This is a genomic window from Thalassospira sp. MCCC 1A02491 (assembly GCF_001613785.1).
In the GTDB taxonomy this organism is placed as follows: Bacteria; Pseudomonadota; Alphaproteobacteria; order Rhodospirillales; family Thalassospiraceae; genus Thalassospira; species Thalassospira povalilytica.
The window spans coordinates 86,946-112,303 of sequence record NZ_LPVX01000031.1 but is presented as its reverse complement, the minus strand read 5'-3'; the positions used below and the strand labels follow the sequence as shown (position 1 = coordinate 112,303).

Here is a 25,358-nt window from a genome sequence, read left to right as displayed (position 1 = left end):
TGTAGTGTCTGAAGCTAACGAAGTAAGGGTTACGGCCCTGCCAATGACTTCGACCAAGATTGATTGCAACCTGACTGACCTGATTTGGGGGTTCCTGTGAACAACATCGCCGACCTTAGTGCTGCCATCGCGCAGACAGGCGTCTCTGGTGACGATTACGTGCGTCAACGCACGCTTAAAGCGTCCATCGGCTGTGCGGGCGTCGGTCTGCATTCCGGTCACAAGATCCGCATCACACTGCACCCTGCCCCGGTTAATCATGGCATCGTATTTCGCCGCACGGATCTGGATGACCAGCCGTTGTTCCCGGCACGTTACGATGGCGTGATCGACACCCGCCTGTGCACTTGCCTGGGCGACGCATCCCGTGGCATCAAGATCGGCACCATCGAACATCTGATGGCTGCCCTGGCCGGATCGCGCATTGATAACGTTCTGATCGATATCGATGCCGACGAAGTTCCGGTTATGGATGGCAGTTCCGCACCGTTCAACTTCCTGATCGATTGTGTCGGCATCGAAGAACAAAATGCCCCGCGTCAGGTCATCGAAGTGCTCAAAGCAGTTGAAGTCGAATATAACGGCTGCACCGCACGTGTTGAGCCGGCCCACGGCTTTGAAATCGATTTCGAAATTGATTTCGCCAGCAAGGCCATTGCCAACCAGCGCATGAATGTCAAATTCGATGACGGTGTTTTTGTGGCCGACATCGCACGTGCCCGCACGTTCGGCTTCCTTCACGAAGTCGAAGCCATGCGTTCGGCCGGTCTGGCCCGTGGCGGTTCGCTTGACAATGCGGTTGTGCTGTCGGGCGACGAAGTCATGAATGAAGAAGGTCTGCGCTACGAAGACGAATTCGTTCGCCACAAGATCCTTGATGCGCTGGGCGATCTTTATACGGCCGGCTTGCAGCTTCAGGGCAAGGTAACCGCCTATAAATCCGGTCACCACGTAAATAACCTGCTGCTTCAGGCATTGCTGGCCGATGAAAGCGCCTATCAGGTTGTCCCGATGCCGAAATCAGCACTGCATGGTGCATCTGCACCGGTTCTGGCGACTGCGTAAGCCGATAACGGGTTTTGGAATCCGGCACAAAACATTCGAAATTGGCGGCCCGTCGGGTCGCCTTTTTTATTGTCTGACCGCGTTTTTCCCGCGCAGATCAAAGCACAGGCTCAAGATCGGGCATAAAAGTCACCGATTGGCGACACAACTACTTGCCCAACCACGCCCTTCACATGATATAGTCCGGCGGATTTTCCCGTGAGTGCGTCACAAAATTCAAGGATAGGTCACAGTGCTTAGTACCGTTCGCGCCAAACACATCATTGCAACATGTGGCATGGCCATTCTGCTTGCTGCCTGCTCAAGCAATGAGGCACCGGAATATGTCGAACGTCCGGTTTCCGAACTGTATAATGGTGCACAGGATCTTCTGGACGCCAAGGAATATCAAAAGGCCGCCCAGGCATTTGACGAAGTCGAACGCCAGCACCCCTATTCGGTCTGGGCGACCAAGGCGACCCTGATGTCGGCCTATTCCTATTATCAGGACAACAAATATGATGATGCCATCAACGCACTTGATCGCTTCATCTCGCTTCATCCGGCTAACCCGGATGTGCCCTATGCCTATTACCTCAAGGCATTGTCCTACTATGAACAGATTTCCGATGTCGGCCGTGACCAGCAGATGACCCAGCACGCCATGGAGGCGCTTGATGACGTTATCCGCCGTTTCCCCGACAGCAAATATTCCCGCGACGCCAAGCTGAAAAAGGACCTTACGGTCGATCACCTTGCCGGCAAGGAAATGAGCGTCGGGCGCTATTATCAGGACCGTCAGGAATATCTGGCTGCGATCAACCGGTTCAAATCGGTTATCGACAAATATCAGACCACAACCCACGTTCCCGAGGCACTTGCACGCCTGACCGAATGCTATTTGGCACTGGGTCTTGAGGGTGAGGCAAAGCGCACCGCAGCCGTCCTTGGCCACAACTTCCCGGGCAGCGAATATTACAGCGAATCCTACAGCCTTCTGGTCGGGGATGCCGGTGCCGAACGCACCGAAGAAAGCTGGTGGGATTCCGCAACCAAGTCGATCACCGACCTTTTCTAGGCCACTCGCGCAAAAGACCTGATCACCATCAGGTCTTCTTGACATCCGGGGCAAAACAACCATAGAACACAACAGGAACAAATGATAATAAGGTCCTGTTGCAAATCGCTTCTGCTCCGACCGCACAAGATCACGGTTTTTGATCACGTGCCAGATGTTGCAATACTTGCAAGCCGGGTCGGTATTGGGCACTCTGCAAGTCGCAAAGCTGTTTGACCAAACTGTCTGCTGCCCCGTTAACAACATCAGTACCCAGAAATGCTTCGACGCCTCAGCATTCGGAACGTAGTCCTTATCGACAAGCTGGATCTGGATTTCCATGACGGACTTAGCGTCCTGACAGGTGAAACCGGGGCCGGTAAATCCATCTTGCTGGATTCTCTGGGGCTTGCTTTGGGCGCACGCGCCGATAGCGGACTTGTCCGCCATGGCTGCGACAAATGCAGCGTCACCGCCACCTTCACCCTGCCACAGGGACACCCGGTCTTTAGGCTGCTTGCCGATCAGGATATCGATCTTGAAAGCGAAGAACTGGTGGTACGCCGCGTGGTAACCGCGGACGGACGGTCGCGGGCCTATGTCAATGACCAGTCGGTTTCGGTCGGGCTTTTGCGCGATGTTGGCAATTATTGCGTCGAAATTCAGGGGCAATTTGATCAGCACGGCCTGCTTGACCCGACAACCCACCGCGCCACTCTTGATGCCCATGGCAATCTTGGGGCGCTTGCCATGACGGTGCGCGACCACTGGCGTGCCTGGCGGGAAACGCAAAAAGAACTCAACGCCGCACGCGCACGCATCGACAAGGCGCGCGAAGAAGAAGAATGGCTTCGCCACGCAGTCGATGAACTTGAAAAACTGGGCCCCGAAGAAGGCGAAGAAGAACGCCTTGCCGAGGAACGCCAGTTCCTGATGCATGGTGAAAAGCTGGTTGCCGCCCTCAATGATGCCGGCACCGAGCTTTCGCGCGGCAAGGGTGCCGAAAGCGCGCTACGCAGCGCCCAGCGTTGCCTTGAACGTGAACTTGAAAAGGCCGATGGCCGATTTGAACCGATCATCGAGGCGCTGGACCGTGCTGCCATCGAACTTGAAGAAGCCAATCGCGCCATTTCTGCCACCCTTGCCGATCTGAATGTTGATACCGGCCATCAGGAAAATGTCGAGGAGCGGCTTTTTGCCCTTCGGGCGGCGGCACGCAAATACAACGTGCCCGTCGATGGCCTGAATGCCTTGATGAAAGATTTCCGGTCCCAGATTGATCAGCTTGAATTCGGGGAAAAGGAACTATCGCGTCTGACCGCTGCGGTTGGCGAACATCGCAGTGCCTATATCGAAGCCGGACAAAAGCTGCATGCTGCACGCAAGGAAGCCGCTGCGAAGCTAGACGGCGCGATCAATGCCGAATTGCCGCCGCTTCGCATGGAAAAGGCCCGCTTCGTTACCGATATCGAACTGGTTGACGAAAATGAATGGGGCATTGATGGCATCGACCGGGTGCAATTCACCGTCGCCACCAACCCGGGAAGCCCGCCGGGCGCGCTGAACAAGATCGCCTCAGGCGGCGAGCTGTCCCGGTTCCTGCTTGCGCTCAAGGTCGTTCTGGCACGCGTATCAGCCGTCCCCAGCCTTGTCTTTGACGAAGTCGACAGCGGTGTTGGCGGTGCCACTGCTGCTGCCATCGGACAGCGATTGCATCTGTTGGCAAAGGAACGCCAGATATTGGTGATTACCCACAGCCCGCAGGTCGCCGCACGCGGACGCACCCATTTCTATATTGCCAAGCGCGAAACAGACGGCACCATGGTGACCCGTGTCGATGCCCTGGTTGATGGTGCACGCCGCGAGGAAATTGCCCGCATGCTGGCCGGGCATTCCGTCACCGCCGAGGCCCGCGCAGCGGCTGACAGCCTGCTTGAACAACCTAATTAAGATCCGGCAATTCACGCCGAAACCACTTCGAATACGGAACAAAAAGAATATGAACGCCGAACATGCGTCAAACAACACAAGCCTTCCGGAAATGCCCGCCACCAGCACCGAGGCACGCAAACAGCATGCGGAAATTTCCGATCGCATTCGGTCCTATAACGAAGCCTATTACGTCAATGACGAACCGCTCGTTCCCGATGCCGAATATGACGCATTGTTCAATCGCCTGATCGAACTGGAATCCCATTACCCGACGCTTAAGAAAAACAGCCCGACGCAGGAAGTCGGTGCGGCCCCGGCCGAAGGCTTTGCCAAGGTCAAGCACGCCCGTCCGATGCTGTCGCTTGGCAATGCGTTTTCACGCGATGACATTGTCGATTTTCTTGCCCGTATCCGCCGTTTCCTGAACCTGACTGCGCACAGCCCGGTTGAAGTCGTGGGCGAGCCCAAGATTGACGGGCTTTCGCTTTCGCTACGCTATGAAGGCCGGACGCTTGTTACGGCGGCAACCCGCGGTGACGGGGCCGAAGGCGAAGATGTCACCGCCAATGTCGCCCATATTGACGACATCCCCAAAACCCTGCCCGACGATGCGCCCGATGTGGTCGAAATCCGCGGCGAGGTCTATATGGCGCGATCCGCCTTTCAAAAGCTGAACGAGACACAGGCAGAAACCGGCGGCAAAACATTTGCCAATCCGCGCAACGCTGCTGCGGGTTCCTTGCGCCAGCTTGATCCTTCCATCAGCGCGAAACGCCCGCTTCGTTTCTTTGCCTACAGCTTTGGCGAACTGTCCGAAAGTCTGGCCCAGACACAGTGGGACTTTTTGCAAAAGGTCGCTGGCTGGGGCTTTGTCATCAACCCGCTGACACGCCGACTGAACGATGCCGATGATATCATGGCGTTTTACAACGAACTGGCAAAACAGCGTCCGGACCTTGATTACGACATTGATGGCATCGTCTATAAGGTCAATGATTTTGAACTTCAGCTGCGGCTTGGCTTTGTCAGCCGTTCGCCGCGCTGGGCCATTGCCCATAAATTCCCGGCCGAGCAGGCCCGCACCCGCCTTAATGCCATCGATATCCAGGTTGGCCGCACCGGCGCACTTACCCCGGTTGCCCGTCTTGAACCGGTCACGGTCGGCGGTGTTGTTGTGTCAAACGCCACCCTGCATAACCGTGACGAGATCGAACGTCTGGGTGTGCGGGTCGGTGACATGGTGGTCATTCAGCGTGCCGGTGACGTGATCCCACAGGTGGTTGAAGTCATCCTTGATGAACGCCCCGAGGGAACCGAGGAATATCAGTTCCCCGATGAATGCCCGAAATGTCACAGCCATGCCATGCGCGAAGAAGGCGAAGCTGTCACCCGCTGCACCGGTGGTCTGATTTGCCCCGCACAGGCGGTTGAACGGCTTAAACATTTCGTATCGCGCAATGCGTTTGATATCGACGGCATGGGGGCCAAAAATATCGAGACATTCTTTGAACTGGGCTGGGTCAAATCACCGGGTGATATTTTCCGCCTTGAAACGGATCATGGCGATGCGATCAGAAAGCTTGAAGGCTGGGGCGATAAATCCGCAACCAAGCTGTTTGACGGGATCAATGAACGCAGAACCATCGGGCTTGACCGGTTCATCTATGCGCTTGGCATTCGTCAGATCGGTCAGGCAACCGCCAAACTGCTTGCCCGACACTACGGGTCACTGGGCGAATGGCGCAACGCCATGATTGCCGCCAATCAGGCCGATAGTGACGCATTGCGCGAACTGATCAATATCGATCAGATCGGCCCCGGCGTTGCCAAGGACCTGATCGAGTTCATGGCCGAAGAACACAATCTGGCGGTACTCGATGACCTGCAATCGTTGCTGACCATCACCGATGTCGAAGCGCCCACCGTTTCCGACAGCCCGGTTAGCGGCAAGACCGTTGTGTTTACCGGTAAACTTGAACTGTTTTCGCGCAACGAGGCAAAGGTCAAAGCCGAAAGTCTTGGTGCTAAAGTAGCGGGTTCGGTTTCGGCAAAAACAGATTATCTTGTTGCAGGACCCGGTGCAGGTTCCAAATTAAAGAAAGCAGAAGAATTGGGTGTGACTGTTCTTGATGAGCAAGGATGGCTTGATCTGATTGCCACGCAATAATGGCGGTCCATGACCGAAGGAATGGGTGCAGATGGAAGATCTCGGAAGTTTTTTTCGCCGCTACGTAGATGCACATCTTAAGCTCGATGAAGGCGCGCTTGACGAATTTTATCACTTTCCCTGTCTGATCAATGACCTGTCCGGTGTTCATGCGATTTCCAAGGCCGAGGATCTGCACAAATATCATCAGTCATTCTTTGACGAGTTGAAAAATGCAGATCTGGCCATGGCAAAATCCATGGTGGTCGAACAGCATTCCGCACTTCCCGGCGGGGCACGTGCGATCGTGTCCTTCCGGTTTGGCAATTCGGAAAACAACCTGATCTTTGACTGTGATTATGCCTTTGCCCTGCTGAAACAGGACGAAAAATGGAAGGTCGTTTTCGCCCAGCTTGATGAAATCCGTTACAGCGACCTGTATTGAGGTCCCTTGATGGCCGTTCCTGATCCCCGCCGGTTTCTGATTTTATGTACTGTGCTGCTGCTTGCAGGCGCACCACCTATGGCCAAAGCCGACCCTGATTTTGAAACATTGTCGGGAACGGCCCGGGCCATTGATGCCGACACATTGGAATTCGGATTTCGGCGTGTGGACCTGTGGGGCGCGGATGCCATGAACCGGTTCCAGAAATGCCTGGTGAATGGTCAAAGCACCGCCTGCGGTGCTGAGGCATGGCAAGTCACCACCAATCTTCTGGTCGCCACCCCGATCACCTGCCGGGTTCAGGGCAAGAACCGCTATCACCGCAATCTGGCCATTTGTCGCAATGCCAATGGCATGGATATCGGACAAAGTCTGATTGCCCGGGGCATGGCGGTCGCACGCCCCGATCAGATGCCCGAATATGGCGCGATCGAAGCCCGCGCCAAACAAAGCAGAACCGGCATATGGGCCGGGCAATTCATTGATCCGTTGAAATGGCGACGCGGTGAACGCCTTCCTGAACATGAAATCGAAGTCCGCCGCTGGTAAGGCGGCAAACCTGCAAGATCTCCGGCTGTTTACGGTTTTGTATTGGGGGCAAATGGCCGTGCTAATAGCCGCCCCAGCCCCGCAAGGCTGAAGCTGTTTTTCAATGATGCCACCCCCAAGGTTACAACAGCAAAACCGATCATTTGCGGAACCGTAAGAATTTCGCCCAGGAACAGCCAGGCAGCAAAAAATGTCATTGCCGGCCCTGACAGGGAAATCAGGGATGCCTGGGTCGCACCAATTCGCCGGATCCCCTCATACAAAAGGAAAAACGGGATCACGGTGCAAAAGATCGAAATGCCCGCCGTCCATGCAATTCCGGCCGGATTAAGGTTCAAAGGCTTCTGGACCACCAGTTCGTAAAGAACCATCGACAGCCCAGCCATTGTGTTGATCAGGGCCGCGAAATGCATCGACCCGATGGTTTTGATCATGCGCTGCCCGAAATACAGATAACAGGCATAGGTCAATGCCGATCCGAACGCCCAGGCCGCGCCATACCACAAACCGCCTGCCACCATGTCAAAACCGCCCGGTGCCAATACCAGCATCAGACCGATATAGGTCACAACAAAACACACCACCTGACGGAATGGCGGGAAACGCCGTTTGTGCAGAGCTTCCAGGATCATCACCACCGCAGGAAAAGTAAACAGCACGATCCGCGAGACGGTCACATCGATCAGGGATACGGCAGTAAAATCAAACAGCGATGCCAAAAAGAACAATCCGCCATACAACGCCCCCCATGCCAGATCGACCGGTTGCATCTTGCGATCACCGGGGCGCTGTTTGCCAAACAGCATAACGCCAAGCCAAAAGAACGGCATCGCAATCAGAAACCGCAACAGCAACAAACCATCAACAGTCATGCCGGTGGCATACACAAATTTGGCAAGCAGCCCCTTCATCGCAAGCGCGACGGTCGCGAGCAACACAATCGTCAAAGCGGAGCCAACCGGCTTTTCCGCATTTGCGCTTTTCTGTGTGCTGAAAGTTGATGACTGGGCAGATGCCGTCGGGGCATCTGCATCCGCGTGGGGCTGTGATGTCATGGTGGTCTCCGATCCTCTCTCGGGCTCAGTGTTACCCGCAAGGTGCCATTATTCAATTCGAATTAATTGCTATCAGATATCAGCTTTGGCTATATCTTAGGGGATCGCATCAACAAATCCGGCTTGGAACCGTCATCCATGGATATCAAACAGCTGCGAAGTTTCGTGCATATTGCCGAATTGGGAAGCCTGTCACGCGCAGCCGAACGGTTGAACCTTTCCCAACCGGCGTTAAGCCGCCAGCTTAACCTGCTTGAAGAAACGCTTGAAACCAAGCTGCTTGAACGAACCGGCCGCGGTGTAAAGCTGACCGAAGCGGGGCAAATGCTTGCCGAACGTGCACGCGTCATTCTGGCCGATCTGGCCCGCCTTGAAGCGGACCTGACAGCACGCAGCAGCCAGGTCACCGGGCATGTCCATGTCGGCGTCCCGCCAAGTGCCGGGATTGTCATTACCGGGGCACTGATTGAACGCCTTCGCGCCCACTATCCCGATCTGAATATTTCGGTTGCCGAAGACCTGACCGGTGATGTTCAGGAAGGCTTGCTGTCAGGTCGTCTTGATATCGGAATTTTGCATGACGGCATGATTTCGCGCAGTTTGCATGCCGAACCGCTTTGGCGCGAAGACCTGTTTCTGATTTCCCACCCGTCACAGGTTGGCGAACAGGAAACCGAAATCGCCTATGAAGATGTCCTGTCACTGCCGTTGATCATGCCAACCAACAAACACGGTTTGCGGGCCAAAATGCAGGAAGCCGCCTTTCGTGCCGGCCGTCCCCTGACCCCGGTGGTCGAAGCCGACGCATTACGTGTGCTGGTCGATCTGGTTCATCGCAATGTCGGGCACACGGTTTTGCCGCGCAGTTCGCTTGTGATGGAACTGTCAACCGGGCGGCTTAAGGCCCGGCGGATCGTCAGCCCGGAACTGTCACGCAAGGTAATGCTGTCCTGGCTTCATGATCGCCCGCTCAGTGCCGGGGCCAAGGCCGTGGTCGATACATTGCGCGATCTGGCCGGAACCATGCCAATGGCTGAAAAATGACCCTTTGATGCAACAAGGCCCCGAACGCAATACCGTTCGGGGCCTTGTTCATAAGCTTATCTGCAAACCGGATCAGACAGGTGCCTTGCTGTCCGATGACTTCTGCCAAAGGTTCAGGCCGCCATCGGCTGCATATTTGTCGATTTCCGCCAGTTCTTCTGCGCTGAATTCAAGATTGTTCAGCGCATCAAGGCTGTTATCAAGCTGCTGCACGTGACGGGCACCAATCAGGGCCGATGTGATTTCCGGACGCCGCAATACCCACGCAATCGCCATCTGTGCAAGGCTCTGCCCGCGGCGTTTGGCGATTTCATTAAGTGCACGGACACGATCAAGGTTTTCTTCCGACAACATGCCTTTCTGGAAGGAACCTTCCAGGGCGGCGCGTGATTCTTCGGGCACACCGTTAAGGTATTTGTTGGTCAAAAGCCCCTGTGCCAGCGGCGAAAAGGCAATGCATCCCATGCCAAGTTCGGACAGCGTATCAAGCAAGCCATCCTCGACCCAGCGGTTCATCATCGAATAGGACGGCTGGTGAATGACGCAGGGCGTACCGAGATCCTTAAGGATCGCGTGCGCCTGACGGGTCATTTCCGGGGAATAGGAAGAAATCCCGACATAAAGCGCCTTGCCCGACCGGACGATCTGATCAAGCGCACCCATGGTTTCGGCAAGCGGCGTGTTGGGGTCGACACGATGGGAATAGAAAATATCGACGTAATCAAGGCCCATCCGCTTGAGGCTCTGATCCAGACTGGAAATCAGATATTTGCGGGACCCCCATTCGCCAAACGGCCCCGGCCACATGCGATAGCCCGCCTTGGTCGAAATGATCAGTTCGTCACGATGTTTGCCAAGATCCTGGCTCAATACCTTGCCAAAGTTTTCCTCGGCAGATCCCGGGGGCGGGCCATAGTTGTTGGCCAGATCAAAATGGAACACACCGCGGTCAAAGGCGCGGCGGATCATCGCACGCTGGGTCTCATAGACATCCACGCCGCCGAAATTCTGCCAAAGCCCAAGCGTGATTTTCGGCAGCATAAGGCCACTATTGCCACAGCGGTTCCAGGTTTCGTCGTCATAGCGGTTGGGGTTTGCCATCCACTGTGTTTCGACTTCAGCCATGTCTTCCTCCAATTATCAGAAGCGGTTTTCCGCCTTCTATTGAATCGATCCAATAGATACTCTTTAAGCCATTCCCGCGCGCTTGTCAGTGCCCGAAACAACAAAAAGCCGCCCCGCGGGACGGGACGGCTCAACTTTTTCACATCATGGCATCCAATGGCCAGATCAGATGACTTTCTTCTTGATCGGAGCGGTTGCCTTTTGCAGCCATTCCCGATGATCTTCGTCCAGTTCATCGGCATACATGGCATAGACCTGGGCATGGTAATCATTAAGCCACTGCAACTCGTCAGCAGTCATCAATTCCGGATCGATCAATTTGCGTTCAATCGGCGAGAATGTCAGGGTCTCGAAACCAAGCATCTGACGGTCCGCCCCGATCGGTGCATCAATCTCGCAAACCGCAATCAGGTTTTCAATCCGGATGCCGTATTCGCCTTCCTTGTAAAAGCCCGGCTCGTTTGACAGAACCATACCCGGTTTGAGTGCGATGCTGTTCGGGGCCTTTGAAATCCGTTGCGGTCCTTCATGAACGCCAAGGTAACTTCCAACCCCGTGCCCGGTGCCATGATCAAAATCAAGACCGGCTTCCCAAAGGGGCATGCGCGCCAGCGTATCAAGCTGCTGACCGGTTGTTCCGACCGGGAAAATCGCCCGCGCCAGCGCAATATGTCCCTTGAGCACGCGGGTAAACCGGTCACGGTGTTCCTGTGTCGGTTCACCAACAATCGTGGTCCGGGTGATGTCGGTTGTGCCGTCCAGATACTGACCGCCCGAATCAATCAAAAAGATCTCGCCCGGGGTCAGGTTACGGTTGCTTTCGGGGGTGTTGCGATAATGGCAAAGCGCCCCGTTCGGACCACTGCCCGGGATGGTTTCAAAGCTTGAATCCCGAAACAGCGGATCTTCCTTACGCAGCGACAGTAATTTGTCGGCAGCCGTGCGTTCATCAATCCCGCCATCAATTGCCGTTTCATCAAGCCATTTGAAATAGCGAATGATCTTTTCGCCGTCGCGCTTGTGGGCCTTGCGCGATCCTTCGAGTTCGACGTCATTCTTGCAGGCCTTGGGCAACGCCACCGGATCACGTCCGACACGAACGGTTGCCCCGGCCTCGGCCAATTGCATCCGCAACCAGTCACCCGCTGTTGCCTCGTCAAGGCGGACGGACTGATTGCCCATAGCCTTCAACGCATCGCCAAGTTCACCGGGCGCGCGCAGGCTTGCCTCGTCACGCAGCCAGGCGACAGTTTCACCAGCCAGCTTGCGTTCATCCATGAACAATTCAACCGATGCATCACCGTTGATAATCGCATAACCAAGTGCAAGCGGCGTTTGCGGCACATCGGCCCCGCGAATATTCAAAAGCCATGCGATGCTGTCAGGTGCGGACAAAATGGCACTGTCACATGACAGGCGCGACAGCTGCCCGGCAATCATCTGACGTTTTTCGGCACTTGATTTTCCGGCATATTCCAACGGATGCGGACGCACCGGGCCAAGCGGCATGGCCGGCTGGTCACGCCAAAGCGCATCAATCGGGTTGGTATCAATCGCAACCAGTTCCGCCCCGACACCTTCGCATGCTGTGCGCAAATGATTTGCCTGCTGCACGGTATGAAGCCACGGATCATACGCCAGTTTCTGTCCGGATTTCAGATTGTCATGCAGCCAGCCGACCACCGGCTCGTCAACCAGATGACGATATTCAAACAGGTCGCGATTGACCTGCTGGCGCACCTGAATGGTGTAACGGCCATCAACAAACACCGCTGCCTTGTTCGCCAGAACCACAGCAGCCCCGGCCGACCCGGTAAAACCGGTCAACCAGGCCAGACGTTCAGCCCGGGCCGGGACATTTTCGCCCTGATGTTCGTCGGCACGCGGAACGATAAAGCCGTCCACACCCTTTGCCGCAAGATATTTCCGAAGAGCTGCGATCCGTTCGGCCGGATTGAAATCATCCTTTGCCATTTTGAACAGACCTTTGCGTTCATCGCGCAGCGCCAACAGAACGTGCACCAGTTCTTCGCTGGGATCGGCACATACAAGATCAATCCAGTCGGTCCGGCTATGTCCGTCGGCAGCCGCAAGCACGCCATCAATCAGGGCGATGACAGCGCTAACATCCTTGTTGACATTGTCGCGTTCCAGAAGGGTCGCGAGTTGGGCATCGCCGGAAATGGTCATAGACGTCCTCGTTTTGATATGTGGGGCAGTTAATCTATGTAAGAGTTACTGCCGATCCGGCGCAAGCCACAATGATATTTGTGCATATTTTATAAAATAATCACCCTGTGATCCGGCCCCCGACAGCCGTAACATGCGTCACAGGAATGAATGCGTTGCAAGCTTCGCAATGCACATTAGTCAAAGATTAACTTATTACATCTCCGTGACAAAAAGATGGCCCGTCGGGACGTCAATTTGCAGGAGACCATGAACGGTGATCCGTTTTCCTATTACTGCCCTAAGTGTCGTACAATCGCGTCGACGTCAGACGGCCTATGATGGCCTTGAGCGCCTGACCATTGGTCGCAAAGCCGCGCTCGGTCTTGATATTGGCCCTGCCCATCTGGCAGACGATGAAGCAGACCGGTCCCCAACCGGATCGGCAGACACCAAAGGCAAGGATTGAAGGATCAGTCCCGCCCGGAATGGTCGGATGCCTAATGGCGAAGCGCAGGATCACGGTTCATGATCCTTGCGGTCAGTTTTGTCTTTTCCCTCTGAGACGGCCCTGCTTCTCCACAGCAGGGCCGTTTCTTTTTGACCATCACGCACCATCCGCCCATAGTAGCCAAAACAACAAAACTGTTTCGGGGTGGTTATGGCAAAAACGGTTCTGATTACCGGCGGTTCGCGCGGGATCGGTCGCGCGGCAGCAGTGCTGTTTGCAAGTCGCGGCTGGAATGTCGCTTTCAGCTTTGTCGGAAATCAGCAAAGTGCTGACGAAACCTGTGCCTTGTGCGAACGTGCGGGCGTTACCGGCAATGCATTTGCCCGCAAATGCGATGTACGCGACGAAGACAGCGTCATCGATTTTTTCCGGACCGCCTATGAACGTTTTGGCGCAATCGACGGTGTCGTGAACAATGCCGGCATTGTCGCCCCCAAAAGCACCCTTGCCGATATGGATATCGACCGCATGAAAAATGTGTTCGATACCAATGTGCTTGGTGCGTATCTGGTGGCCCGTGAAGCGGCGCGGATGCTTCCGAACGGCGGATCAATCGTCAATGTTTCGTCCATGGCAGCCAAGCTTGGATCACCTGGCGAATATGTCGATTACGCCGGATCAAAGGGTGCAATCGATACGCTGACCATCGGTCTTTCCAAGGAACTCGGCCCCAAAGGCATTCGCGTCAATGCGGTGCGACCCGGAATTATCAATACCGACATCCATGCCAGCGCAGGACGCCCGGAACGGGTTTCCGAACTGGGGCCCGGCTGCCCGCTTGGCCGTGCGGGGAATGCCGATGAAGTCGCACAAAGCATCTATTGGCTGATTTCAGATGACGCGTCCTATGTTACCGGTGCGATCCTTGATGTTTCCGGCGGGCGATAACCCTGATCAAGGCCCTACCGCCGCCCGCAGCCCCGCCTTATCGCATATCCCCCGTCATGGCAGCGTTTCCCCCGGCAAGGCTGTTTCCGGTGCGACCGCGTCAGTTGACGATGCATCGGGTGTGGGTTTCTCGGATGACGGTGCATGCTCTGTCGCGCCCTTGCAGGCCGTGGCCAGTGCATCGTGAAGTTCAACCACATCAACCGGCTTTGCCAGAATGGTCTCAACCCCAAGATCCTTATAGGCCGCCACGATATCATCGGCGGCATATCCCGTCATGACGACAACCGGAATATCATTTCCGGACTGACGCAGCAATTCCACCAGCTTCACCCCGGTCATGTTTGGCATGGTCTGATCGGTCAAAAGACCGTCAAACTTTGCCCCCGGGGCCTTGATCGCCTCAATCGCATCAGCACCATTGGTAAAGGTTTCAACGGTATAGCCAATGCGTTCAAGCATCCGCGAACAAAGCTTGAGGTTCTTTTCCTCGTCATCGACAACCGCCAGATGACCGCTGGCATTTGAAACAAGGCCACGCGAAACACGTTCCTCACCTTCTTCCTCGCGGTCATATTCCGGCAGCAGGATCGAAAAACGCGTCCCCTGCCCCAGTCGGCTATAGACCGTGATTTCGCCCTTGTGACCGGCAATGATGCCATGCACCGTCGACAGGCCAAGCCCAGTGCCCTTGCCCGGTTCCTTGGTCGTAAAGAACGGATCAAAGATTTTCTTGGCGGTATCGGCATCCATACCCGTGCCATTATCAATCACCGAAATGCGGATATAGGGCCCCGGTGTCAAAAGCGGATGCATTTCGGCACTGTCGTCGGTCAGCTCGAACGGTGCGGCTTCGATCTTTATTTCGCCCTCTTCACCAACCGCGTGATAGGCATTGGTGATCAGGTTCATCAGACACTGGTCAAGCTGCGTGGCATTGCCAAGGATCGACATGGTGTCGGGTGCCAGGTTGCTGACCAGCGATACGGTGGATGGAATGGATCCGCGCGCGAACCTGACCGTTCCCTTGATCATGGATGCGACATCAATCGGCGACCGTTCGGTTTCGGAATTGCGTGAAAATGACAGGATCTGTTTAACAAGATCGCGCGCCCGATCTGCCCCCTGACGAATTTCCATGACATCTTCGCGCAGCGGCGAATCTTCGGGCAAATCCGTATATAGCAGTTCGGCATAACCGCTGATCGGTTGCAGAATATTGTTGAAGTCATGCGCAATCCCGCCCGCAAGCACACCAATCGTTTCCATGCGCTGCGAATGACGCAATTGCTGTTCAAGTTTTTCACGTTTGCGTTCGGCCTGAAGGCGCTGCAATTCTGCTGACGCACGGGCGGCGAACACTTCAACAATCGACCGCGCCAGTTCCGGATCGGCAATCGGTTGTTCTGAAACCGTTGCCAATATCCCGATCGGGTTGCCTTCGCTGTCCTTCAGTGCCGCTCCGACATATCCGCGGATCTTAAGGTCGGTCACCCGGCGCACGCCGCTTGTCACTTCCTTGAAATTGTCCGGGCAGACAAAGATGCCGTTATCAACAACCATTTCGGCGGCCGATCCCTTGACTTCGAACTCAAGCCCGCCGCGCGATTTGTCATGGCTGTAATGGGCAACCGGCTTTACGCGACCATTTTCGATCGACCCGACATGGCAGTAATGCATGCCCAATGCTTCGCACATCACCTTGGTCAGGTTGTCAAAGAAGTCTTCACCGACCTGATAGCGCACACCGCGATAAATGGATTCAAGCGTTTCCTGATAGCGCTGCCGGTCTGTCACATCGAGCGCAAAGCTTGCAATACAATCAAGTTGCCCATTGGTGTCACAGATCGGGCTTTCATACCATTCACACACCAGACGCTTGCCGCTGCGCGTCACATTTTCGAACCGGTTATTTACACTGGTCCGGGTTTCCATGATTTCATTGATCAGCGTTCCCAACCGGGCGCGTTCCGATGGCGGCACAATCAGTTCAAGCTTTTTGCCAACAAACTCCTCGGCGCTGAACCCGAATAACTGACAGGCGGTGTCGTTGACTTCAATGATCGTACGATCCGGGGTCCAGTAAAACACGCCGATCTTCGCGTTATTGAAGTGCGCACGCAAACGGCGCTGGTTGGCTTCAAGATCGGTTTTGGCATATTCAAGATCTCGGCGATACCGCACCCGTTCGGTGACATCCCGACATGAAATGCGAACCCCCAGATTGGTTCCGTCACTATCGGCAATCTGTTGCCAGGACATTCCGATACTGACCCGGTTGCCATTTTTATGAATGGCTGTGAATTCCCGATCACTGCCCGAAAGCCCGGACAGGCCTTCATCCAGATAATGGCGCACACGCGCCTGATCTTCGGGTGCGACAAATGGCAACGGATAGTTTTCAAGTGTCATGCATTCCGAAACCGAATAGCCCAGAATACGTTCCACAGCCGGGTTGACCCACACCAGACGCCCGTCTGACGACACCCAGCTTTCCCAGTCATAGGTGTAATTGGCAACCGCCTCGAACCGCCTGCGCGAGAAATTAAGTGCCTCGTCGGCTTCCATGATCGATTTGATCCCGGCCGCCGCGGCAAGAAGCCCGCCTGCCATATGGGCAAAGACAACCTCGTCTGATCGCCAGACGCGGGTCCTCCCGACGGTCTCGAAACAGACAACGCCCATGCGACCGGCAACCGACATCAGCGACACATCCAGCATCGCCCCGATATTCAAAGGAATCAGGTAGTTTTCGGTAAATTCCGATGTCCGCGGGTCTTCTTTGGCATTTTCGGCATCAATCGCCTGCCCGGTTTCAAGGGCGGCAAAATACCGCGGCAGATCCTTGCGGCGCAGAACCAGTCCTTCATGCGATGCATCAGGGTTATTGGCATCGTAAAGACCAAAGCATGCCACATCACCATCGTCATTCTGCAACCACAAACTGGCCCGTTCGCAATTGAGCAATTCGGCAAACCGCTGCAAGGATGGGCGAAATGATACGTCTTCAACACGTTCCAGCGACGAAAAGTAGTTGGCAACTTCCCCCGCGCTGACACGGATTTCTTCCAGAAACTTCTTGCCGGAAACCAGTTCCCGTTTGGACAACAGTTGATCAACACTCATCTGCAACAGCGCCTGGCGCATCCAGATGACCCCGACAACCACGGCCGAACTCATCCAGGCATAGCCAAACAGTGTCGCAATCCACACCGGCAACGTGTGTGCGACCATGCCCGCATCATCAATCAGAAATCCGTCAAGATCATAAACACGGATGATGCCGATGCCCGTAATGGTCAGAAAACAGAAAAGCGCATACCGGAATGTCGTAACCAGTGGATGGAATATGGCCACCGTCACTGTTGATACGATCATCAGCGCCATGCCACTGGCTGGCGAAAACATGATGATATAAAGCAACGACAACACCGTCATTGCGCCGACAATCACATGCGATTTTGTCCGTGTTTCAAGCCGACGGCGCAGCACGAGACTGGCGACCACGGCAACAAACACCAGAAGCTGGATGGTTTCGATCACCCAGAATGGCTGTTTTGTTTCACGCAGCAACGACGCAATCAGCGCCGGAAATCCGCCAATCACCATGACCAGCAACATGAAATCGGCAATACGATTTCGCGTACGGTGCAAAATCACGTCTACGTTCTGGCTCATCGTCTAAACGTCTCCGGCTTTACACCATCTGGTCTGGCATGCTGTCAAATATGGACTCAAAGCGCTGATTATGTTCAAGAAACAGCGACATCAGTTTCGGGTCAAACATGTCTGGCGTCGTGCGTCCGTCGCCCTTGGTGATGATGTCGACGGCTTCCCTGTGGCTGAATGGTGGCTTGTACCGCCGTGAACTGCGCAGGGCATCATAGACATCGGCAATGGAAACGATACGCGCAACCATCGGAATGTCTGCGCCTGAAAGCCCGTTGCAATATCCCGTGCCTTCCCACTTTTCATGGTGGTAACGCGCAATCTGTGCCGCCTGATCAAGCACCGGATTGTCCGACGCATTCAGCATCGAAAAACCGATTTCGGTATGGCGCTGCATGACTTCGAATTCGGCATCCGTCAGCGGCCCCTCTTTCAGAAGGACACTGTCGGGCACACCGACCTTGCCGATATCATGAAGAATACCGGCCAGACGAATGGAGCGCTGGGTTTGCGTATCAAGTCCGGCCATATCGGCAAGCAACTGGGAATAAAGCCCGACCCGCATGCAATGTTCGGCGGTTTCAATGTCCCTGTATTGGGAAATCAGGCTGAGCCGATCAATCATTTCCTGTTCGGCACCACCCAGCTTGCGCGTGATGTCATCAAGCGTCTTCGCCTTGCTGACATTTTCAAGTTCAAGTTTCCGGACGCGTTCATGTTCGCGATCCCGTTCAAGCAAACGTTCCTGCGCCTTCTGAACGGCGGCTTCAAGGTCTGCACGATCCACGGGTTTATCAAGGAATTCACGCACGCCAAGACGCAATGCATCGATCGCGTCTGACTTGTCACCATCCCCGGTCAGGAGGATGAATTCAAAATCACGGCGAAATTCGCCAATGGCGCGACGCACAAAATCAAGGCCGCCACAGTTGGGCATGCGCAAATCGGAAATGACCAGCCGTAAACCAGCGTCCTTTTGCAGATGCTCGATCCCGTCAAGACCATCAACGGCTTGCACAACCTCAAAGTTGGCTCGCTCCAGAACGCGGGTCAGCAATTTGCGGATTACCGGTTCATCATCAACCACAAGTATTCGATGTTCAAATTCAGCCAAGGACATCTCCCTTACTGATTTAATATATCATCGCTGTCACGCGCGATGTGGACTATACATAAGTAGTAAACTGATTACCACTTATATATAGTTATTCGAATGTAGGAATATGAGGTGGTCGATCCCGGCACATCGCCAAATTCATAAAAATGTCGCGTGGCATTAATGCATACCGGGAATGCCGGGCCGAAACCAAAATGCCATATCGCGCTTCGGGCAAGTTGCTACACTTCCGGAAAGTATCCCCGCAGCAGGAGCCTGTGGTCTTATGGATGACTATTTCTGGTGGATCGTTCTGATCGGCTTTGTCGCCCAGTTGATTGATGGCGCACTTGGCATGGCCTATGGCCTTACATCGACATCGTTGCTGATTACAATCGGATTGCCGCCGGCCCATGCCAGTGCAACTGTGCATGCCGCTGAAATTGCAACCACCGCTGTTTCAGGGACCGCGCATCATTTTGCCCGAAATGTGGACTGGCGGATGGTCCGGGTTCTGGCCATTGCCGGTGCGGTTGGCGGTTGCGTCGGGGCGGCCTTGCTGTCCTCGGGGATTGGCAAATACCTTGCCCCGGCGGTTGCGCTTTATCTGTCGGCATTGGGTGTGCTGGTAATTGCCAAAGCCATCCGCAAGGTTCAGCCACCTGCGGCAATGCGCGGTCTGACGCCGCTTGGCCTGATTGGCGGATTTCTGGATGCTGTCGGGGGTGGCGGTTGGGGACCGATTGTATCCAGCACCCTGGTTTATCGCGGCAGCGAACCCCACCGCATGCTTGGTACATCTGCGGCTGCGGAGTTTTTCGTTACTGTGGCGATTACAGTGACCTTTGCCGGATCGTTCGGGCTTGAAAGCTTCGGGATGGCGGCATTGGCCCTTGTTCTGGGCGGGGTCCCGGCCGCACCATTGGCGGCCGTACTGGTCAAAATCATCCCCAGAAAACCCTTGATGATCGCCGTAGGTGTGCTGATCGTCACATTGGGCATTCTGGGGCTGTATCGATTTGCCGGAAGCCTGATGGCTTAGCCGACCAGAAGCGTGGTCCAGTTTTCAACCTTGAACCGTTTGATCAGCGACAGACCGACTTCGCGATAGGCCGAAAGAACAAACTGTTCCTGCTCGGACAGCAGCCCCGAAAGGATCACAACGCCGTCCTGTGACAACGTCCCGACCAGATCATGGGCCATGGCGCGCAACGGACGGGCCAGAATATTGGCACAAACAATGTCGTAATAACCGCCGTCACGGATACGAGTATCTTGGAAACCGTTTGAATGGATGGCGGTGACAAGATCGGCGATCTTGTTAACCCGCGCATTTTCCTGTGCAACGCGCACCGATGCGGCATCAATATCGGCCATCATCACCGTGCTGCGCCAGGTCTTGGCGCATGCCATGCCAAGGATGCCAGACCCGCATCCCATATCAAGGGCATTATGGCGCGGACCGCGTTTTGCCACCCAGTCGATTGCCGCGAGGCACCCCTTGGTGGTTTGATGTTCACCGGAACCGAATGCCAGACCGGCATCCACCTGAAGCCCGATTTTTGCCACCGGCAGGTCTTCGTCCCAATGCGAACCATGGACAAAGAAACGCCCGACCGAAATTGGCTTGAAGCTGCGCAGGTTTTCACTGACCCAGTCTTTGGGCTCATATGTGCCAAATGTCACAACCGGCGCATCAACCCCGACCGCCGATGCCATGATCGACACTGCCGTTTCAATTGCCGGCTTGTCAAACATCTCGCCCGAGAAACCTTCGATTCTCCAAGGCGCGCTCGGATCACCGGGACGTTCGAAATGCGACAATGCATCACAATATTCGTATAGCCCTTCGGCGAAGGCCTCGGCATAGGCGCCATCAACTTCGAACTGGAAGTTATAGCAAAGAACGGGTTGGGTCATATCGCTTCTCGCTTGTCAGGGCCGCTTGCGATCGCCGCCCGGTTAGTTCGGTATTCCGTGAATATTTGAACCGGGGCTTACCCCGGCAGAATGAAGCTGTCGACCACTTTCTTTGTGCCGACCCCCTCGAAATGGATTTCAAGTTTGTTGCCATCCACCGCACGCACAGTTCCCGGTCCGAACTTTCGGTGTCGCACTGTATCGCCAACCTTGTATTTCGATGATTTCGAGCTGGTCGCATAGCTGGTTTCGCCGTCCGGCTTTACATCAATCACGTTTTTACGCACGCGATCCTGCCAGCCGCTGGATGCAAATTTGCGCTCGGATGCACCGGAAACCGGATTGCGGTTGCTTGAACCCTCGTTGGCCCAGCTTGGCATTTTCATCCAGTCATCAGCCCCCCAGGCACCGGGTGAATGATTCCCCCCATGTCCGCCAAGACCGGTATCACTGATCCGTTCAATATGCTCATCTGGCAGTTCGTCGACAAAGCGCGACGGCAGCGCCGATTGCCACTGATTATAGATGCGGCGGTTCGCGGCATATAAAATGGTTGCACGTTTGCGCGCGCGCGTGATCCCGACATAGGCAAGACGACGTTCTTCCTCAAGCCCCTTAACACCACTTTCATCCATGGCGCGCTGATGGGGGAAGACGCCCTCTTCCCAACCGGGCAGGAAGACATAGTCGAATTCCAGACCCTTGGCCGCATGCAGGGTCATGATGGTGACTTTTTCCTGCGCGTCATTCTGTTCGTTTTCCATGACCAGCGAAACATGTTCAAGGAAGCTGGTCAGGTTTTCGAACTCGCCAATTGCAGAAACAAGTTCCTTGAGGTTTTCCAACCGTCCCGGCGCATCGATTTCCTTGGAGGTCCGCCACATATCGGTATAGCCGCTTTCATCAAGGACGGTTTCGATCACCTCGACATGGGAACTGCCTGCCAGCATTTCGCGCCAGCGTTTGAAATCCCCCAAAAGCCCGCCGATGCTTTGACGCATCTTGGGTTTGAGTTCTTCGGTATCGATCAGATCACGGGCCGCCGCAGGCAATGAAATCGCCTGATCACGGGAATATTGATGCAGGGTCTGAAGCGTGGCCTTGCCAACCCCGCGCTTGGGCACATTGACAATACGTTCGAACGCAAGACTGTCGTCAGGCTGCGCGACCAGTCGGATATAGGCCAGCGCATCACGGATTTCCTGACGTTCGTAAAAACGTGGACCGCCAACAACCCGATACGGGATGCCCAGCGTGATCAGACGTTCTTCAAATTCACGGGTCTGGAAACCGGCGCGGACCAGAATGGCCATCTGGGATGCACCAATACCCTTTGATTGCAGGGCTTCGATATCTTCGCCAACCAGACGCGCCTCTGCCTCGCCATCCCAGACACCTTTGACAAAGACCTTTTCGCCGGTGTCAATTTCCGTCCAAAGCTGTTTGCCCAGACGTCCATCGTTAAAGGTGATCAGTTTCGATGCGGCGGCCAGAATATGCGGGGTGGACCGATAATTCTGTTCAAGGCGCACGACCTTGGCACCGGGGAAGTCGGACTCAAAACGTAGGATGTTGCCGACCTCGGCCCCGCGCCAGCTATAGATCGCCTGATCATCATCGCCGACACAGCAAATATTGCGATGAACCATCGCCATGGCGCGCAGCCACAAATACTGCGCAACGTTGGTATCCTGATATTCATCAACCAGAATATAGCGGAAGGTGTTCTGATACTGTTTCAGAACTTCGGGATGCTGCTGGAACAGGGTCAGGCAATGCAGCAACAAATCACCGAAATCGCATGCATTCAGGACTTTCAGCCGTTCCTGATAAATCTTGTAAAGATGTTTGGCCCCGCCATTGGCGAATTCGACACTTTCATTGACCCGTTCGGGCGTCAGGCCCTTGTCCTTCCAGCGCTGAATAATCCCCATCAACTGCTTGGCCGGCCATTTTTTCGGGTCGATCTGTTCGGCATCCATGATCTGCTTGAGCAGACGGACCTGATCGTCGCTATCAAGGATGGTGAAGTTTGATTGCAGCCCGATCAGTTCGGCATGACGGCGCAACAATCGCGCCGAGAGCGAGTGGAAGGTTCCCAGCCACCAACCTTCGACCGGACGGCCCAATGCCTGTGCCACGCGTTCCTGCATTTCCTTTGCCGCACGGTTGGTAAAGGTCACGGCAAGGATTTGCTGCGGATGCAGACGTTCGGTCTGGGCCTTGGTTTCAAGCAAATGCGCCAGCCGCGTGGTCAAGACCCGGGTTTTACCCGTGCCCGCCCCTGCAAGAACCAGCAACGGCCCGTCAAGCGTTTCCACAGCATCGCGCTGCTCGGCATTCAGATTGTCGAGATATGCCGGGGCCGGTGCATCACCAAGACGCATTTCCGGGCTGGCGGCGAATTCATCAATTTCGAAGGGATCATCCATCATGGCGGCATATATATCACGCTGTGTTCCAAGGACCAGCCTTGCATCGGATGCGGCCGGGTATTTTTTCCATTCTGCAACGAAACAGGAACATCAACCACCCCTTTCCCGATCTTCAAAAACTTTTTGCGCCAGTTTTTCCGGTCTTTCGCGTGAGTTCAGATAACAACGCAATTCTGAATGAAGGTAGAAATATGAGCGGCATCAGCAGCATGAGCGGCAGCATCGCGCAAATACTTAGCCAGAACAGCCAGTCTGCCAATTCATCAACAGGCAGCGACGGTTCTTCGGGCATTGAAGCATTTGGCGGATTTTCGCTTTATGCCTTGCAGGGCAGCCGATCGACCGGCACCGACAGCATGTCGGAAATGACATCGCAAAGCGAAGCCATCACCGGTCAGCTTTCAGACTCCATCATGTCGATGCTTATTGAGTTGCAGGAAACCAGCACCACCACTGACGGCAACAGCAGCTTTGATGCCCAGCGCCTGTTCTCTGACATGGATACCGACGGCGACGGGACGCTGACCAAGGATGAATTCATGGCATCGGCCCCCGACGGTGTCAGCGATGAAATGTCTGAAAATCTTTGGAATGTCATGGCCGGGTCCGATGCCCAAAGCATATCCGAAGATGACTATCTGGCATCCATGACACCGCCAAGCGGAGCCGTGATTTCAAGCGATGACAGCAGCGAAGATACCGTCATGAACAGCATGCTGGCTTCGATGGGGTCCGAGGGCACCTATGACCCGCTTGATACCAACGAAGACGGCGTGGTCAGCCTGTCGGAAATCATGGCTGCCGCCCCGCAGGATGCAACCCCGTCACAAAGCAGCCTTCCTGACAACAGCTCGGAAGCTGAATCCGGTACTGACGCTAGCGTGGAAACGGATGCTTTAACCGATAACGGCACATCGTCTGAAACCGTCGCGCGAAATATGGCTGAAAATAATGATGACAGCAGCCTATCCACTGGCGGCTTTGACATTCGCAACGAAGCCCTGGGCAACAAGGTGATGGCGCAGATTATTTCCTGACGCCACCGTTTCTGCGGAACCGGTCAAGTTCCGCAATGACACGCCCGGTCGTCTGACCATCCCAAAGCGGGATTTCACAATCCCGCCGTTCCGGGGCGGACTGCCCGGTCATGGCGTCGATTGCCGTGGCGGACAGACGTTCAATGCTGACAAGCCGATTTGTCCCCAAGTCAATCGTAACCGGTCGTTCGGTTGACGGGCGCAAGGTCAGACAGGGGATCGCACGCCAACTGGTTTCTTCCTGCACACCACCGGAATCGGTTACCACCAGTCCGGCATTTGCCATCACGGCCCCAAAGGAAACATATCCAAGCGGCGCCAAGACCTTCACCCCGCTTTGTTCAAGCATCGCAATGCCGTCAATCTGTTCAAGTTGATGGCGGGTTCTGGGATGCAGTGGCCAGCAAACAGGAACATGGCTGGCAATATCACCAATTGCATGACAGATCCGGCGCAGCTTTGCGCGATCATCAACATTGCCGGGACGATGAAGCGTTACGAGCACATATCCACCCCCGGCAAGCCCCAGCCTTTCTGTTGTCACATCCTTGCATATCGCATCATTCATCATGACACAGGTATCGATCATGATATTGCCGACACGCCTGATGCGGCCTGCCGTGATCCCCTCGGCCAGAAGATTTTCGTCCGCATCGGCAGACGGGGTCAGATGCAGGTTCGCCAACCGGTCGATGGTCATGCGATTGCGTTCTTCGGGAACAGACAAATCAAAGCACCGCAATCCGGCTTCAAGATGGATCAGCGGTATTTGCAGCTTCGAGGCCGTCATCGCCGCGGCAAGTGACGCATTGACATCCCCGACCACCAGGACCGCGTCCGGGCGATTTTGGCGACAAAGCTTTTCATAACCGGCCATCATCGGCGCAATCCGGTCCTGATTGGTACTGGATTGCCACTGCACAATATGGTCGGGATCCGCCATTCCCAGATCACGCCAGATCGTTGACGTCATCTCCGCATCGCGATGCTGCGCCATATGAATGAAAGCCGCCTTGATATCCGCATGGGCACGCAAGCCCTGCCATAACGGGGCGATCTTCATGAAATTCGGCCGTGCCCCTGCAATCAGATGAAGCTTCATCCCCGTCCCGTCATTGCCGCCAGACATGTTTTCAAGGTCAAACAGCCTAATGGATAAGGCGGGGTGCTCATAACCCTCTTTGGTATCGGTATATTTTGCCTGCTGCACATCTTTCGGGGGCCGCCGCGCACGCA

The 25,358-nt window shown here is 55.1% G+C and carries 19 protein-coding genes; 11 read left to right on the top strand and 8 right to left on the bottom strand.

The window, feature by feature from the left end:
* Nucleotides 1-96: 96 nt before the first annotated feature.
* The 6 genes from lpxC to AUQ42_RS12940 all read left to right on the top strand — a co-directional run bounded on the left by lpxC (nucleotide 97) and on the right by AUQ42_RS12940 (nucleotide 7,173).
* On the top strand, nucleotides 97-1,065 hold the full coding sequence (gene lpxC / locus AUQ42_RS12965; protein ID WP_082817857.1) for a UDP-3-O-acyl-N-acetylglucosamine deacetylase: 969 nt from the start codon (nucleotides 97-99) through the stop codon (nucleotides 1,063-1,065).
* 232 nt (nucleotides 1,066-1,297) lie between these two features.
* Complete coding sequence (locus AUQ42_RS12960; RefSeq protein ID WP_082817856.1) at nucleotides 1,298-2,122, top strand: outer membrane protein assembly factor BamD; 825 nt, start codon at nucleotides 1,298-1,300, stop codon at nucleotides 2,120-2,122.
* 258 nt (nucleotides 2,123-2,380) lie between these two features.
* Nucleotides 2,381-4,051: a DNA repair protein RecN gene (recN, locus tag AUQ42_RS12955; RefSeq protein WP_068519508.1), complete on the top strand. Its 1,671-nt coding sequence runs from the start codon at nucleotides 2,381-2,383 to the stop codon at nucleotides 4,049-4,051.
* Between the two features lie 49 nt (nucleotides 4,052-4,100).
* Complete coding sequence (ligA, locus tag AUQ42_RS12950) at nucleotides 4,101-6,200, top strand: NAD-dependent DNA ligase LigA (protein WP_068519507.1); 2,100 nt, start codon at nucleotides 4,101-4,103, stop codon at nucleotides 6,198-6,200.
* A gap of 31 nt (nucleotides 6,201-6,231) precedes the next feature.
* Nucleotides 6,232-6,624, top strand: a complete 393-nt coding sequence (locus AUQ42_RS12945; protein WP_068519506.1) for a hypothetical protein — start codon at nucleotides 6,232-6,234, stop codon at nucleotides 6,622-6,624.
* 78 nt (nucleotides 6,625-6,702) lie between these two features.
* A complete protein-coding gene (locus tag AUQ42_RS12940) occupies nucleotides 6,703-7,173 on the top strand; it encodes a thermonuclease family protein (RefSeq protein ID WP_231856761.1) in 471 nt (156 codons plus the stop codon).
* A 29-nt stretch (nucleotides 7,174-7,202) separates the two neighbouring features.
* On the opposite strand, the gene AUQ42_RS12935 is transcribed toward AUQ42_RS12940, so the two are convergent.
* Nucleotides 7,203-8,228 carry a DMT family transporter gene (locus AUQ42_RS12935; RefSeq protein ID WP_068519504.1) on the bottom strand — a complete coding sequence of 342 codons (1,026 nt, stop codon included), beginning with the start codon at nucleotides 8,226-8,228 and terminating at the stop codon, nucleotides 7,203-7,205.
* A gap of 138 nt (nucleotides 8,229-8,366) precedes the next feature.
* Between AUQ42_RS12935 and AUQ42_RS12930 the strand changes: the two genes are divergently transcribed.
* The gene (locus tag AUQ42_RS12930) at nucleotides 8,367-9,272 is read left to right on the top strand and encodes a LysR family transcriptional regulator (RefSeq protein WP_068519503.1); all 906 of its coding nucleotides are present in this window, start codon (nucleotides 8,367-8,369) and stop codon (nucleotides 9,270-9,272) included.
* 72 nt (nucleotides 9,273-9,344) lie between these two features.
* Here AUQ42_RS12930 and mgrA read toward each other — a convergent pair whose 3' ends face one another.
* Both mgrA and AUQ42_RS12920 read right to left on the bottom strand, forming a co-directional pair.
* On the bottom strand, nucleotides 9,345-10,397 hold the full coding sequence (mgrA, locus tag AUQ42_RS12925) for an L-glyceraldehyde 3-phosphate reductase (RefSeq protein ID WP_068519502.1): 1,053 nt from the start codon (nucleotides 10,395-10,397) through the stop codon (nucleotides 9,345-9,347).
* A gap of 165 nt (nucleotides 10,398-10,562) precedes the next feature.
* The gene (locus AUQ42_RS12920) at nucleotides 10,563-12,587 is read right to left on the bottom strand and encodes an aminopeptidase P family protein (protein WP_068519501.1); all 2,025 of its coding nucleotides are present in this window, start codon (nucleotides 12,585-12,587) and stop codon (nucleotides 10,563-10,565) included.
* Nucleotides 12,588-12,843: 256 nt separating this feature from the next.
* On the opposite strand from AUQ42_RS12920, the gene AUQ42_RS12915 reads away from it, so the two are divergent.
* Nucleotides 12,844-13,035: a hypothetical protein gene (locus tag AUQ42_RS12915; RefSeq protein ID WP_068519500.1), complete on the top strand. Its 192-nt coding sequence runs from the start codon at nucleotides 12,844-12,846 to the stop codon at nucleotides 13,033-13,035.
* A 192-nt stretch (nucleotides 13,036-13,227) separates the two neighbouring features.
* The gene (locus AUQ42_RS12910) at nucleotides 13,228-13,965 is read left to right on the top strand and encodes an SDR family oxidoreductase (protein WP_068519499.1); all 738 of its coding nucleotides are present in this window, start codon (nucleotides 13,228-13,230) and stop codon (nucleotides 13,963-13,965) included.
* A 54-nt stretch (nucleotides 13,966-14,019) separates the two neighbouring features.
* Here the strand turns inward: AUQ42_RS12910 and AUQ42_RS12905 are convergent, their stop codons facing one another.
* Both AUQ42_RS12905 and AUQ42_RS12900 read right to left on the bottom strand, forming a co-directional pair.
* On the bottom strand, nucleotides 14,020-17,643 hold the full coding sequence (locus AUQ42_RS12905) for a PAS domain S-box protein (protein ID WP_082817855.1): 3,624 nt from the start codon (nucleotides 17,641-17,643) through the stop codon (nucleotides 14,020-14,022).
* A 19-nt stretch (nucleotides 17,644-17,662) separates the two neighbouring features.
* The gene (locus AUQ42_RS12900) at nucleotides 17,663-18,748 is read right to left on the bottom strand and encodes an HD domain-containing phosphohydrolase (protein ID WP_197460851.1); all 1,086 of its coding nucleotides are present in this window, start codon (nucleotides 18,746-18,748) and stop codon (nucleotides 17,663-17,665) included.
* Nucleotides 18,749-19,016: 268 nt separating this feature from the next.
* Between AUQ42_RS12900 and AUQ42_RS12895 the strand changes: the two genes are divergently transcribed.
* Nucleotides 19,017-19,772: a sulfite exporter TauE/SafE family protein gene (locus AUQ42_RS12895; RefSeq protein WP_068519496.1), complete on the top strand. Its 756-nt coding sequence runs from the start codon at nucleotides 19,017-19,019 to the stop codon at nucleotides 19,770-19,772.
* Here the strand turns inward: AUQ42_RS12895 and AUQ42_RS12890 are convergent.
* A complete protein-coding gene (locus AUQ42_RS12890; RefSeq protein ID WP_068519495.1) occupies nucleotides 19,769-20,650 on the bottom strand; it encodes a 50S ribosomal protein L11 methyltransferase in 882 nt (293 codons plus the stop codon). The two genes, AUQ42_RS12895 and AUQ42_RS12890, sit on opposite strands and share 4 nt — an antisense overlap.
* A gap of 77 nt (nucleotides 20,651-20,727) precedes the next feature.
* On the bottom strand, nucleotides 20,728-23,082 hold the full coding sequence (locus AUQ42_RS12885; protein ID WP_068519716.1) for an ATP-dependent helicase: 2,355 nt from the start codon (nucleotides 23,080-23,082) through the stop codon (nucleotides 20,728-20,730).
* A gap of 194 nt (nucleotides 23,083-23,276) precedes the next feature.
* Here AUQ42_RS12885 and AUQ42_RS12880 point away from each other — a divergent pair, with 194 nt between their 5' ends.
* Nucleotides 23,277-24,122: an EF-hand domain-containing protein gene (locus AUQ42_RS12880; RefSeq protein WP_068519494.1), complete on the top strand. Its 846-nt coding sequence runs from the start codon at nucleotides 23,277-23,279 to the stop codon at nucleotides 24,120-24,122.
* Here AUQ42_RS12880 and wecB read toward each other — a convergent pair.
* The gene (gene wecB, locus AUQ42_RS12875; RefSeq protein ID WP_156480886.1) at nucleotides 24,112-25,332 is read right to left on the bottom strand and encodes a non-hydrolyzing UDP-N-acetylglucosamine 2-epimerase; all 1,221 of its coding nucleotides are present in this window, start codon (nucleotides 25,330-25,332) and stop codon (nucleotides 24,112-24,114) included. The two genes, AUQ42_RS12880 and wecB, sit on opposite strands and share 11 nt — an antisense overlap.
* Between the last annotated feature and the right edge of the window lie 26 nt (nucleotides 25,333-25,358).

What these genes read in the sequence shown, in the direction of transcription:
- AUQ42_RS12920 (WP_068519501.1), bottom strand. Translation starts at nt 12,587, where the DNA reads ATGACCATTTCCGGCGATGCCCAACTCGCGACCCTTCTGGAACGCGAC.
- AUQ42_RS12940 (WP_231856761.1), top strand. Translation starts at nt 6,703, where the DNA reads ATGGCCAAAGCCGACCCTGATTTTGAAACATTGTCGGGAACGGCCCGG.
- AUQ42_RS12895 (WP_068519496.1), top strand. Translation starts at nt 19,017, where the DNA reads ATGGATGACTATTTCTGGTGGATCGTTCTGATCGGCTTTGTCGCCCAG.
- AUQ42_RS12910 (WP_068519499.1), top strand. Translation starts at nt 13,228, where the DNA reads ATGGCAAAAACGGTTCTGATTACCGGCGGTTCGCGCGGGATCGGTCGC.
- AUQ42_RS12930 (WP_068519503.1), top strand. Translation starts at nt 8,367, where the DNA reads ATGGATATCAAACAGCTGCGAAGTTTCGTGCATATTGCCGAATTGGGA.
- AUQ42_RS12905 (WP_082817855.1), bottom strand. Translation starts at nt 17,643, where the DNA reads ATGAGCCAGAACGTAGACGTGATTTTGCACCGTACGCGAAATCGTATT.
- AUQ42_RS12935 (WP_068519504.1), bottom strand. Translation starts at nt 8,228, where the DNA reads ATGACATCACAGCCCCACGCGGATGCAGATGCCCCGACGGCATCTGCC.
- AUQ42_RS12945 (WP_068519506.1), top strand. Translation starts at nt 6,232, where the DNA reads ATGGAAGATCTCGGAAGTTTTTTTCGCCGCTACGTAGATGCACATCTT.
- AUQ42_RS12880 (WP_068519494.1), top strand. Translation starts at nt 23,277, where the DNA reads ATGAGCGGCATCAGCAGCATGAGCGGCAGCATCGCGCAAATACTTAGC.
- AUQ42_RS12885 (WP_068519716.1), bottom strand. Translation starts at nt 23,082, where the DNA reads ATGGATGATCCCTTCGAAATTGATGAATTCGCCGCCAGCCCGGAAATG.
- ligA (WP_068519507.1), top strand. Translation starts at nt 4,101, where the DNA reads ATGAACGCCGAACATGCGTCAAACAACACAAGCCTTCCGGAAATGCCC.
- recN (WP_068519508.1), top strand. Translation starts at nt 2,381, where the DNA reads ATGCTTCGACGCCTCAGCATTCGGAACGTAGTCCTTATCGACAAGCTG.
- mgrA (WP_068519502.1), bottom strand. Translation starts at nt 10,397, where the DNA reads ATGGCTGAAGTCGAAACACAGTGGATGGCAAACCCCAACCGCTATGAC.
- AUQ42_RS12890 (WP_068519495.1), bottom strand. Translation starts at nt 20,650, where the DNA reads ATGACCCAACCCGTTCTTTGCTATAACTTCCAGTTCGAAGTTGATGGC.